This window comes from Acinetobacter gerneri DSM 14967 = CIP 107464 = MTCC 9824, from assembly GCF_000368565.1.
In the GTDB taxonomy this organism is placed as follows: Bacteria; Pseudomonadota; Gammaproteobacteria; order Pseudomonadales; family Moraxellaceae; genus Acinetobacter; species Acinetobacter gerneri.
In genome coordinates, this window is the sequence record NZ_KB849515.1 from 1 (window position 1) to 12,211 (window position 12,211).

Annotated in this window: 11 protein-coding genes; 5 read left to right on the plus strand and 6 right to left on the minus strand. The window is 45.6% G+C overall.

Going from position 1 to position 12,211, the window contains the following annotated elements; all coding sequences use genetic code 11:
- Positions 1–124 precede the first annotated feature (124 nt).
- Both F960_RS22775 and F960_RS22135 read left to right on the plus strand, forming a co-directional pair.
- Positions 125–2,752 carry a type IV secretory system conjugative DNA transfer family protein gene (locus F960_RS22775; RefSeq protein WP_004845033.1) on the plus strand — a complete coding sequence of 876 codons (2,628 nt, stop codon included), beginning with the start codon at positions 125–127 and terminating at the stop codon, positions 2,750–2,752.
- 10 nt (positions 2,753–2,762) lie between these two features.
- Positions 2,763–2,939, plus strand: coding sequence for a hypothetical protein (locus F960_RS22135; protein ID WP_004845035.1), 177 nt, complete (start codon positions 2,763–2,765; stop codon positions 2,937–2,939).
- Positions 2,940–3,551: 612 nt separating this feature from the next.
- Here the strand turns inward: F960_RS22135 and F960_RS00030 are convergent.
- The 4 genes from F960_RS00030 to F960_RS00045 all read right to left on the minus strand — a co-directional run bounded on the left by F960_RS00030 (position 3,552) and on the right by F960_RS00045 (position 6,931).
- Positions 3,552–4,460, minus strand: a complete 909-nt coding sequence (locus F960_RS00030) for a replication initiator protein A (RefSeq protein ID WP_004845037.1) — start codon at positions 4,458–4,460, stop codon at positions 3,552–3,554.
- A 48-nt stretch (positions 4,461–4,508) separates the two neighbouring features.
- On the minus strand, positions 4,509–4,721 hold the full coding sequence (locus F960_RS00035) for a hypothetical protein (RefSeq protein WP_004845038.1): 213 nt from the start codon (positions 4,719–4,721) through the stop codon (positions 4,509–4,511).
- Positions 4,722–4,739: 18 nt separating this feature from the next.
- Entirely contained in the window at positions 4,740–5,372 is a 633-nt protein-coding gene (parA, locus tag F960_RS00040) for a ParA family partition ATPase (RefSeq protein ID WP_004845040.1), read from the minus strand.
- Between the two features lie 950 nt (positions 5,373–6,322).
- Positions 6,323–6,931 carry a recombinase family protein gene (locus F960_RS00045; RefSeq protein WP_004845042.1) on the minus strand — a complete coding sequence of 203 codons (609 nt, stop codon included), beginning with the start codon at positions 6,929–6,931 and terminating at the stop codon, positions 6,323–6,325.
- 153 nt (positions 6,932–7,084) lie between these two features.
- On the opposite strand from F960_RS00045, the gene trbK reads away from it, so the two are divergent.
- Positions 7,085–7,381 (plus strand): entry exclusion lipoprotein TrbK, encoded by a 297-nt coding sequence (gene trbK, locus F960_RS22865; RefSeq protein ID WP_004845044.1) that lies wholly within the window; start codon positions 7,085–7,087, stop codon positions 7,379–7,381.
- Positions 7,382–7,802: 421 nt separating this feature from the next.
- Here the strand turns inward: trbK and F960_RS00060 are convergent, their stop codons facing one another.
- The gene (locus tag F960_RS00060; protein WP_004845049.1) at positions 7,803–8,114 is read right to left on the minus strand and encodes a hypothetical protein; all 312 of its coding nucleotides are present in this window, start codon (positions 8,112–8,114) and stop codon (positions 7,803–7,805) included.
- 17 nt (positions 8,115–8,131) lie between these two features.
- Positions 8,132–11,512: a Ti-type conjugative transfer relaxase TraA gene (traA, locus tag F960_RS00065; protein ID WP_004845052.1), complete on the minus strand. Its 3,381-nt coding sequence runs from the start codon at positions 11,510–11,512 to the stop codon at positions 8,132–8,134.
- Positions 11,513–11,730: 218 nt separating this feature from the next.
- Between traA and F960_RS21675 the strand changes: the two genes are divergently transcribed.
- The gene (locus F960_RS21675) at positions 11,731–12,009 is read left to right on the plus strand and encodes a TraC family protein (RefSeq protein ID WP_004845055.1); all 279 of its coding nucleotides are present in this window, start codon (positions 11,731–11,733) and stop codon (positions 12,007–12,009) included.
- The gene (locus F960_RS00075; protein WP_004845057.1) at positions 12,002–12,202 is read left to right on the plus strand and encodes a conjugal transfer protein TraD; all 201 of its coding nucleotides are present in this window, start codon (positions 12,002–12,004) and stop codon (positions 12,200–12,202) included. Before F960_RS21675 ends, F960_RS00075 begins: the two co-directional genes overlap by 8 nt.
- Positions 12,203–12,211 lie beyond the last annotated feature (9 nt).

The following is a 12,211-nucleotide window of genomic DNA, read 5'->3' on the forward strand; positions in this document are numbered from 1 at the left end:
CGATTAATCGCTTAAATAGTGCCGATGGTCTGTATGAAAAACAGCGTTTTGTCTCTCTTGGAAATGCTGCATTGAACAAGAAGTAAGCGGGGCTGTTCACCCCATCACGACAGGAAAACAACTTATGAATAAACTTCTATTAGCGTCGCTTGTGGCTCTATGTGCAACAGGCGCAAATGCTCAAGGCATGGCAGAAAGGACGTGCAAATTTGAAGACGCTACAATCCTCGCAAATCCAACACCTGATAATTTGGATTCACGACACAAGCTATATGAAAAATATAGAATATTAGAAGCTGACTATGCCGCAGCCGATCAGTATTTTCTAGGCAAAGATTGCGCCAAAGTTGAAGACGCAATAACAAGAATTGTTCAAATTGAAAAACCGATTTTACAAGTCATTGCTGAGGACGATTTTAACGCTCAAGAAAAGTTAAATAATGACACTGTAAACAGTATCAAAGCAATGCTTGATAGTGGCAATCAAACAAGCGTTTTTAATGCGCTTGAAATGATGGAAGGCTATTTAGCGCGGGGCGAATATGCCCTAGCTGGTAAAGGGCTTGAGCAGTGCCAAAACAACTACGGTGAGGCTGTTAGATGGCGTTATCAACCATGTAACCCATTCCCAGCTATTCAGCAATCACAAGCGCGGGAATTGAAGCGTTTAGGTCTGCATGTAGATGATACCCCTAGCGCCATTTATACGGCTCTAGCGTCGCAATACAAAGACGGTACGGACGAGGAAAAACAGAAGATACAGCAGTTTGCATCGTCTAACATTTTTGAAATTCTGCCGCACAATATTTTAGGGAAAATTTCGCAGCTTAACGCTTATAATGCTGTCGCTAATCAAAAAGAAATGCGCACCGCAGAGAAAACAAAGAAAATAGCCGAAAACAGTACAATTGTCGGGAATTTTACCAGCACTGGCGAACGACTAAAAACAGCTATTTGGGGCTGGCTAGGTAATGCCGTGATGTGGGCTATTATCTGCATGATATTGTTCCGCTTGCCGTTTATTTCAAACAAGCACCGACAAAATCTAGTAGGGCTTTTCCCGCATATCATGATTACTTTATTGCCATTTTATGCGGTATATGTAGCCTTTGGTGGTCTGATTACGCCAATAATTAAAGACTGGCCAAGCTGGGTTAGTTGGTGTGCAATTATCTTCGGATTTGTTCCGTGCGTTAGACTTTCAAAAAGACTGTTTCCTAATTTGCGTTTGCCTGCGCTTTCGTTCCTAAAAGGCAAGGCAAATAAAGTCACCAATAACACAGTGGCGGCCGATGGTTTGCACGGCTCGGCTCAATGGTCAAATGGTGTCACAGCCGTTGATAATGGGCGCATGTTGATGACTGGTCGCGTGTTTAAAGACAGCTTCGGTTTTGCGCTAGGTCGTGTCACTGACAAAATCCCTGAAAAGTACGACGTAGACACCCGCTTGCGTTACATGGGGCATGTTATGACTATTGCGCCTACGGGTTCAGGTAAGGGCGTGGGGCTTGTTACGCCTACTTTGCTTGAATATCCAGGCTCAACAATTGTGCTAGACCCTAAAGGGGAAAACTATGCCATTACTGCCCGTTATCGTCGTGATGTTTTAGGGCATAAAATTTATGCAATTGACCCGTACAATGTCCTCAAAGGTCTTGGAATAGAGGCAAATGTTTGTAGCTTCAATTGGCTTGATTACATCGACATAAACAGCCCTGACGTTGTTAATCAATCCTCTTTAATAGCGGATATGATTGTCGTTGCTGAGGGTAATAGTTCGGATTCATCCGACCATTTTAATGAATCTGCTAAATCATTCTTACGTGGTCTTTTGGTGCATGTCGCTTCATTCCCTATAGAAAAACGCAACATGCGAGAAGTTCGACGACTTGTTTCTGAAACAACCCCAGAGGAATGGGATAACCTTTTAATTGATATGCAGCTTAATGAAGCTGGGCATAATATGGCTATCCGTGCTGCTAACTCCTTAATGGCAACACCTGAAAAAGAACAAGGGTCAATTCTATCAACTTTACGTCGTCACACTGCGTTTCTTGACGATCCACGCATCACAGATACACTGGCTCACTCTGATTTTAATTTACGTCAGCTTAAACGTGAAAAAATGACAGTTTACCTTGTCATGCCGCCTAACCTACTTGAAATAAACAAAAGCTTTTTACGTACTGCATTTGGTTTAGCATTGGATGGCATTACATCTGTAACAGATAAGCCTGAACATAAAGTTTTGTTCTTATTTGATGAATTTGCTCAACTTGGCCGAATGAAAACGATAGAAAAAGCACTTTCTATCATCCGTTCTTATGACGCTAGATTTTGGTTTATTTTCCAAGATATTAGTCAACTTAAAGACAATTACGGTAGTGCTTGGAACACATTCATATCAAACTGTGGTGCTACGCAATACTTTGGTGTTGGTGACTATGACACTGCAAAATATGTCAGTGATACACTTGGCAAAACTACGGTTGAATATTCAACGTCTAGCCAAAATTCAGGCACATCAATGGGCGGCATGAATGTCAATTCAAGTTCTGGCGATGGTCTATCACAGCAGTTTACTGCCCGTGATTTAATGACCCCCGAAGAAGTCTCAAAACTTCCTTCTGATAAGGTCATTGTGATGATTTCGGGTAAAGGTGAAGCACCCTATTTGCTCGATAGAATTACCTATCACGAAGATGCTGCTTATGATGGCTCTTATGACCCTAACCCGTATGAAAAAGGGTAAGGAGTAAATTATGGGCATGTTCCTGATTTTTGGTGTGACTGTTCTTCTATCTGTGGTTGTGGTCTTGGTTGCGTTCTATGCCAAAATTTGGGACTGGATTTTTGACATGATTGCGATTGTGTTTGCTCGTTTAGCTAGAAAACGAGCAAACAAAAAGCGGGAACGTGACTTAAAAAATCGCACCTGATACACTTAATTGCGGTCGGCTGACTGGCTGGGCTTATGATTTCCTGTCGTGGAGTTTAAGCCAGTTGGTCGGCCATTTTTTTGCCTGCAAGAAAGCCACACAGAAGCCCGTAGAGCGCCATAGAAGCCGCTTAGGGTGATTTCCCTTACTTAGAAGCTAAACGCTCCCTGTGAGCCTGTGACGCGCTCCTAGCGACACTCTACCTCTAAGCCTTCCCCCTACCCTACCCATTTATTGACTAGATCGCTTGTATGGGTTGAGGTTTTCCACAGGCTGCTACGGTTAAAGAAAATAAGGTTAAAACGCGCGCGCGCGCGTTATGCCGAAAATGTGCCTTATAACCTATTGAATTTATTTTGTTATTTTTGGGGTCGGTAGCTGGATGCCCGTGTAAGGGGGTAGCTGGATGCCCGTGTCTAATGGTCGTTTTGGTAGCTGGATGCCCGTGCCAATCCACAGACAACCGCGCATATTTTGACGCTTTGGCTGGTAGCTGGATGGCCGACACCAAAACAAGGCGAAAATAGTGCTTTCGTGCTTTCGTGCTTCTGTAAAATCACAATTACAATTTTACGTTTTGGTAGCTGGATGCCCGTGTATGCTGGGTTTTTCCTATTTCGCCTTTTTGGGTTTTGGTTTGGTTACGCTCTTTATGAGGTCTGCAAGTTGCTTGCGGTGTCCTTCTTCGCCTCGATGGTAAAAGCTCACCATGTCGGTGTCTGCGTCAAAATGGACGCGATAATCGGGCAAGTGGTCGCTATGCGAAAGCTGTTTAATGTCTTGTCTGAAATTTTTAAGTGCTCCCCCTGCCCCTGCCTTTTTCTGCAAAAGTTCAAGGCCAATTACCCAGCGGGATTGTGTGCCCGTGTGCTTCCTTGCCAGCTCATAAAGGCGACGATCTAAGCCGCCACGCAAGCGGAAATAATCACGGTTATAGGTGAGGACTTCTAGGGCTATCGCTGAATTGTATGTCCATTCTGACAGGGTAATGTCGATATGCTGCATTTTCCCTTTTTCTTCACGGACGATCTGAGCATCATCAATCAGGCCGAAAATATCGTCTATTCGTCTGCCTGCTGTGACAATGTTCGTTCTAAGGGTTGTACCGCGCAAACGTGACAAGGCGGCTTTCAGGCGCTCATAGTCGCTCTTTCCTTGGCCTCGGTTTGTCACTTGCAAAAGATCGTATGCGGTTACGCGTACTGTGCGGGATGGTGTGCGCCCTTGGTTGATTGCTTCGACCACTTGGCCGATGCAGTAAAGCAAAACGTCTTTGTCGTGCATGGTCGCCAATCCCAAAACAGACGGGATAACTTCCAACGTATTGTCGTTGTGTTCGTACTTTCTGATTTGCTTGTCGCCAGCTCTAAGAGCAAAAACGGGATGCTCCATACTGGCGGCATCCCCCTTGGGCATTACGTCGAGAATATCAGCCACAAATAAATCAGGCTGTTCATGGCGCAAAGGGTCAAGTGCAGCCTTGCGCCCCTTTAAACCCTTTGTCTTCGGCTGATCTGTCACCGTGCCTTAAATCCTTATGATTTTTTACTCATTAACTCATTAACTCACTTACTCAATGGTTGATGTGAGCTTTTCAATGTAATCTGATAATAGGTCTTTTATGTTGGTGTCGTTGTTGGCTGCATAGATTTTTAGTTTTCTATGCTGGTCTGCGTCCACATCAAAATTAATACGCTTAGTTGATTTTGTGTCGCTCAAACTAGCCAGCGTTTTGGCTTTGGTTGTTGGATTTGCTGAGGGTCTGCCTGCGCTTAATTTCATACTCATATACTCCTATACTCAAACACTCAAAAGAGTTTTTAACTCATTTGCGAGTTCTTGCACTTCTTTGGCTGCGTCTCCGTTCGGTTCGCTGTCATGTACGGTCGTTCCGCTAACGGCTGTCGTTGGATAGATAACGCGCTGTGTAATCCGTGAATGTAAAACAGGCAGTTCGTAACCTCTGAGGGCTTCGTCGATCTCTTTGCCGATGTTTGTGCCTTTGATGGAACGTGACACGACAAATGCAGCCTGTAATTTTCCGTCTGTAATTTCGATGCGCTGTTTAACTAAATTGACTAGATCGGCAGTCGCCCAAATATCGTAAGGGCTAGGCTGCACAGGTATTAAAATAAAATCAGCCGCCTTGATTGCAGACACTGCCAAGTCTGCTGCTTGTGGCGCACCGTCAATAATTACAAAATCTTTTTTGGCTAAATTTTTAATGTCTCGTTCAATGGTTGGGCGGTCAATCCCAACAACAGTAAGCGGCTGATCTTCACGTACTGCCGCCCAATCTCTTGCACTGCCTTGAGGGTCTGAATCGACAAGCAAAACGTCATAGCCTTGCAACTGCAATTCTCGTGCAAGATGCGTAGCTATAGTGGTTTTACCAGCTCCACCCTTTTGATTTAAAACTGCAATAATTTTCATGACTTACCTTTGAATGGCTCATTTGATGTTATGAGTTTATACTCATTTACACATAAACTCAATAGGTGTTTTTTTAGTTAATTTAACTTTGCAGATTACGGAATATTTGAGGGGGGAAAGCACTTAGAAATATTTGTTTTTCAATGTTTTTCTTTTTGGTGTTTTTCTAATTTTGAATCTTAATAATTATGATTTTTTAGAATAAATCTCTATTAGATTTAAACCAGTATTGGCATGGATATTGCAAAATCATAAGGCGCTCAACTTCTCAACTTGATCCCAAAGCGTCGCGCTTCGCGCTTTGGCTTTGGTGGACGTTGAGAGAGTTTCGGCAATACTCACCCTAAGAGCCGTGCCAAAAAAAATTGGTCATTGCTCCTAGTGATTGCCGTGAAAACTGTTGCCTTGGCTTCGGAGCCACGCGTCGGTCGTCATCTGCAAGGGGTAATTGTGCTTTCCCCTATAGGCTGGGATTACGGTTCACACACCGCCTCTACACGCTCCCAAACCGCCTAAGCTGCTTATCTCCGCAAGGGTTGCCCCAATGTACGACTTAAAGCCAGTCTTAAACTACTCATCGCGTTGCTGCTTCGTAGAGTTCCGCTAGTAACAGCTCTTTGCCATGATGCGCTAGTGACGCTTATTCCTACCACCCACACCATGCGCCAACCGTAAACGGACACAGTAGGGCGGCGAAGCCCAGCTTTAAGAAGCTGTTTCGATGTATGTAGGGAATAACGAAGGAATTTCAGTATAAGACTTGATGTTTTGGCTAATTGCGTTAAAATTAAAGCCTGTCACAAGCCTAACGGTGAATATCATACGAGTTGGTAGCTCTACGATACTTCGTTATTCGATGGTCGTACATCAAATAACTGTGTGACAACAAATATAAAGCGAAAGCCTCAAAGTGTAAACACTTTGAGGCTTTTTCTTTTACTTGTATGTGCTTACTGTTGCGCTTTTTTTCGCGCTAAAGCTCGATACAACGTCGATTTGTGGACTTTTAACAACGCTGCAACTTCTTGGGCGCTGTGGTCTTTTAATAGCTTTTCAGCACGTTCTAACTGCTGATCTGTAAGCCTACCTGTACGGCCAAACTTCACCCCTCGCGCTTTGGCGGCTTCTCTGCCGTTCCGTGTACGCTCAACAATCAAGCTGCGCTCGAACTCTGCTATGCCTGCAAAAATCGTCAAAATCATGCGTCCAGCGGGTGAGGTGGTATCTGCCCAAGGTTCGGCCAGTGAGCGCAAGCCTGCGCCTTTCTCGTCAAGCTGGGCGGCTATGTTGAGCAAGTCGCTTGTATTGCGTGCTAACCGATCTAAACGCGTCACTGTCACCGTGTCGCCAGCTCGTAGATGGTCTAGCATCCTTTCAAGTTCTGGCCGTGCTGCGTGCGCTCCGCTGCGTTTCTCTGCAAATATTCGCGTACAGCCTGCGCCTTGCAGCTCTGTGCGTTGGTTGGTGAGGTCTTGATCGTCCGTACTGACACGCGCATAGCCAATCATTAAGCCGCCTGTCATTAGGTCTAAAGTCCCTTTGTCGCCTTCATCTCTCATAAATTCCCCTTGTCGCATAAGTCCTAAGATTTGCGACGCTTTCCTGACTGTTACAAAATCCCGTAAATATGGGGTTATAAATAGTCGCATATTATAGTCGCGTCGCGTATAATAGGATACTGATTTTTGCGACACACGACAGGAGATTATTGTATGCAAAATATTCGTGATTATGTAATGGTTGGCGTTGTGGCTGTGGCTGCGTTTGGTGGCTCTTACTTTGGTGCAACACCAAAAGGACAGGCAGAAGGGCAGGGGCAGACTGTGGCAGATTACACAGCCTCAACTGATACCCCTAAAATAGATTCCTATTTTTCTATGCCCGAAGTGAACGACGAAAATTGCAAGCCTGCGTTTATCAACAATGTAAACTCATTTCATCGGGAAGAATTTGCAGAGAAATGCTTTAAACGTGGCACAGTCAATAAACAGACAAGTAAGGCTTACTAATGGACGTGAACGAGCGAATTTTAACGGATTTAGTATCCGCAGATGATGGCGCAGCGGCTCAAATGCACTTAGCTGCTGGCTTTCCAATCTATTACAGTGAGGACGACACGCCAGCCGATCTACTCATTAAAGAGTACCCAAGCGGGAAACGTGAGTTAGTACGTGTACGGGGGAAAATTGACGAGCTGGTGAAAGTTCTAAACTAAAAAATGCCGCTATATAGCGGCTTTTTTTGGCCTGTACCTTAGTACGGCCAAAAACGCCAAGCCATGAGCAAGGCACAGATTAAAACAATGATTACAATAACGATTTCTAAAGGCCGGCTACACGGCTCTTTGCCTGCACAACGGGGGCAGCGACGCGCTGTAACATGCAGCCCGCCACGCCCACAATGTCGGCATTTCATCAGTTTAGCCATACATTAACGGCCTCGCTCATTATCGCGCTCTCTAGCGTGACGCTCTCTCATTTTCTGCACATTTTCACGGGCTTGTGCTCTTTTTTCCTCTTGCGATTGAGCCTCTATTTTTCCTTTCATTTCTGTGACTTTTTGCGCGGCTGTTTGGCGACTGCCTGCGGCTCGTTCAATGTTAAATGTTACGGTTTCCTTGGTGGCTCTCGTTACTTTCGCCCCTGCGCTTTTAAAAACCTGCTCTGCGGGTTTTACTTCGCCAAAACTGGTATTTTCAAAGCCTTGCGGCTGGTTGTCTTGGTCATAGGTTTTGTCATTCATGGTATTTACTCCTTAGCTTAATATCCGTGTCCACGATCTCCGCGGTTACGGGCTTTTGCACGTTCAAGATTTTCACGCGCTTTTTGTCGTTTGATTTCTGCCTCGGTTTTTGGCTGTTCTTGCTGACGTTCTCCAGTGGCAACTTTTGCTTGCCCTTTCTGCCAGCCTGCCATCACATCAGCTTGCGCCTGTGCATTAATTTTGGCGTATCTATGTACTGGATTTTCTCCGCGCTCTACGGCCTCGGCTGCCAATTCTAGGCATCGTTCTTCAATTCGAGTTACAACCTGATCGCCTTTGCTTTGTGCAAGCTCTACACGCTTTCTAAATGCCGCAAGTAGATCTCGGCTTGGCTCCGTATTTTCTCTATTTCTTGAGCGCTCAAGATTGGCTTTTGCTCTTTCTCTGTCTGCCCATTTTGTAAATGCTGCACTTCCTACCGCCTCAATGTCTTGGGTATGGTGGGTAATGGTTTTACCCTCTTTACTAAGTTGCTCAGCTCGTTCCAATTTTGCAGCTGTAATAACGATTTCTGCCTGATCGCCTGCTTTAACGGCTGCGGCATGGCTATCACGATAATGCTGCATTGCCTTCGCCTGTACGTCTAACGGTTGCACTGGTGGACGATCTGCAACGGCTGGCGCTTGTGCTTGTACTGGCGCTGGCTTCGGTTCTGCTGGTTCTCCGATTAAATCGGCTGCACTATAAGTTTTTTGCCAAGGCGCTGTTTTGGTCTTTTCTTTTGGTGTTTCTGCAACGGCTGGCGCTTGCTGTGCCTGCGGCTCGATGCGTGGCTCAGAATGACCAATCGCACGGCCTACAGCTTGTTTAATGCTGTCCGTTATTTCGTTAAACTTAACGATGCCACGCTCAACCAAATTGCCTACGACTTTAAAGCCGTTAAACTCTCGACGTTCTGCATAATTGGCAGTCGCTTCGAGATAATCTAGCGTCGATTCATTGGCTTTTTTCTGTGATAGACGTTCGACAAGTTTGTCATAGGCAAGCTCAATGCCTGTGCTAACTTTCCATGAGTTGCGTTGTGCAATTTCTCCACTAGGTAACTGGACGTTTTCAGCACCTACATGCTCAAGGCCGATCTTGTCACCAATCTGCGAGCCTGCCGCCTCAATTGCTCGTTTTAGATCAACGCCCCAGACTGTATGCTGTTCGCCTTTGGCATTTTCCAACGTCACAAAATAGCTGTCGTGGTTGCCTTTGTCATGCTCATAAGGGGCTACGCCATGAGCAACCAAGCTACCTGTTTTAATAAAGTCATCAGCGCCCGCGTACATGGTCGCTTGTTCTTTATGTCGGGTCATACCAACATAGGACAGTTCGCGGCTCATGCCTGTTGTAGCAAGCAAGTATGCACGATCTACGGTCACACCTTGGGATTTATGAACTGTAACCGCATAGCCGTGGTCAATATTTGCATACTGATCTGCATTAAATTCGATGGTTTCCCCGTTATCCATTTTAACGGTGAGTTGCCCATTTTCTGCGGCTTCAACTGTACCAAGAGAACCGTTTTTAACGCCTATATCTCGATTGTTTTCGAGCATGACAATACGATCACCAGCCGCAAAACTACGTGCGCCTCGCTCCGTCATAAACTCAGTTTCTTGGTGTAATTCTCCCGCCTGTTTTCGTGCCTCACGTACTGCATTATTGAGGTCGATAACATCAGCATTACGATAAGCAAGGATGATGCTAGAACCGCCTTTTTCACGGTCGGCAAGGTAATCACTAGCAAGGGCTTGCTTGGCATTGTCTAAGGTGTCTTTAATGCGGATATGGCCGCGCTCGTTATAAGCGTCCATAGCCTTGCCAAGATCACCCCGCGCAAACTCTGCGCTTGCATCTTTTGCCCATTGTTCAGTCTGTCGTCTAATCTGCGTAATTTCGGCAGCTCCGACGCGTTCCGTTATACCTCTAAAGCCTGCGCCTGCTTCAATCGCTGAAAGTTGTTTATCATCACCCAGCATAACCACTTTTGCGCCTGCGGCTTTTGCTGCATCAAGCACACGGGAAAGCTGACGGCTTCCAACCATTCCCGCCTCGTCAATGACTAAAATGTCATTGCTGGTTAACTGATCTTTTCCGTTTTTCCAACTCGCTTCTAAGCTGTGAATTGTACGGCTCTCGATGCCGCTGCCTGCTTCTAATTCATCAGCAGCTTTACCCGCCAAAGCACAACCGCGAACGCGGTAGCCTTCTGCTTCCCATGCCTCGGCAGCAACACGCATACCGAACGACTTACCTGTTCCAGCGTCACCAATAATAACGGCAAGTTGCCCCGCCTTTGTTACGTGCTGAATTGCTGCGCTTTGTTCATCTGAAAGCGTGTCATATTTCTGCATGATTGCAGCCATGCGACTGTCAGAAACACCATGCGTTTTAATGTCTGCAAGTGCTTGCGCTGTACCAATTAAACCGCGCTCAATTTCGATCATTGCACGGGTCGAATATTTTGCCGCTATTTTGCGCCCGTTCTTCTCATGTGCTGGCGCAAGTTGCACTAATTCAGGGGATTGCTCAAGGCGGCTTAAAACACTCTGTAGCTGCTCTTTATCGTCAATGAATTGCTTTAATTCTTTGGTGACATCCCGAAGGGTAAAAACCGCTTTTGATGCGGTCATTTTCGTTAAAATTATTTCGGGCTTATCTATGATTTTTTGAATATTATTCGCACGGGTTTCGTCATGCTCGTTTACTCGGTCTGCATCCATTCCTTTGCGCTGCATAGCCGATGCACTAACGCCCAAATGCTTAGACGGTTCTAACATTATGCCAAGGTCTTTATGGCTTCTATGATCGACACGAATATCGAGGCCAGCACGTTCTAAATGCTCATTGCACCTTTCTTCCCATAGCTGCCTTGTGTCGATTAAATCTAAGCGTCTTTTTCGCCCTGCTTTCTCTATCTCTGCTTTGTTCGTAAAGCCTTCATTTGTCATTACCCTTGTACTTGTCAAAATGTGGGCGTGATCGTTTCTTTCGTCGCCTTCTTTACCGCCTTTATGGATACACACATCAGCAATAACACCGTGCCGATTAACTAGCTCTTTTGCAAAGTCCAAGGCTAAGGCTTTTTGTTGTTCTTTTGATAGCTCATGAGGCAAAGCGATAACGTACTCACGGGCTACACAAGCGTCCTTTCGTTTCTCTGCTGCCTCTGCTGCGTTCCAAACATTATTGCGATCATTTGCCCACTCTGGCGCACCATCAGGCAGAACGATAGTAGATGAAACAACACCGCCTTTTTTCGTATAGTCGAACACTTCACCCGTGCGATTATCGACAATCAATTGGCCTGAGCGATAAGCAGCCGAAGCCGTGGCACTTCTGCCCGTGCTTCGTGATATGGCTTTAACGCTGCAATGATAGATAGCCAATTTAAATGCTTCTCCTTTTGGTGTGCTTTTAAGCCATCCCGTAGGGTGGCTGGGGTGCAGGGGTTTCCCCTTGCCGTACGTGAGTTGTCGAAGACAACTCCTAAGTGCGCCCTTCTCATTCTTCGTCGGGATTATCCCCCACGATTGCAATCATTGTCAAATATTTGATAGACTGCAAAAACGCTCAAAACGAGTAACACCAAAAAGGAAAAATAATTATGGCACGTAAACCATTAAATCAAAAGAAATCGGAAGCCCTTGCAAAGCTAGAAGCTGCAAAGGCTGAGATTGAAAAAATCGAGAAAGCGGAAGCGGAACGCGTAGGCCGTTTGGCTATCCGTGCGGGTCTAACTGAACTTGATATTAAGGACAGTGACCTTTTAGACGCGTTTAAGGAATTGGCTGCGCGATTTCAGCAAAAAAATGAAGCCGTCAACACTCCGCAAAACACAACAACTCATAGCACGTTTACAACTGGACATAGCACGAATGAATGAAGCAGAACGCAAGGCAGATACACGCCATAAAATCGAGCTTGGCGGCTTAGTCCTTAAAGCTGGTTTTGGTGATGATAAAGCGCTTGTTTTGGGCGCTCTGCTTGATGCGATTAATCGCTTAAATAGTGCCGATGGTCTGTATGAAAAACAGCGTTTTGTCTCTCTTGGAAATGCTGCATTGAACAAGAAGTAAGCGGGGCTG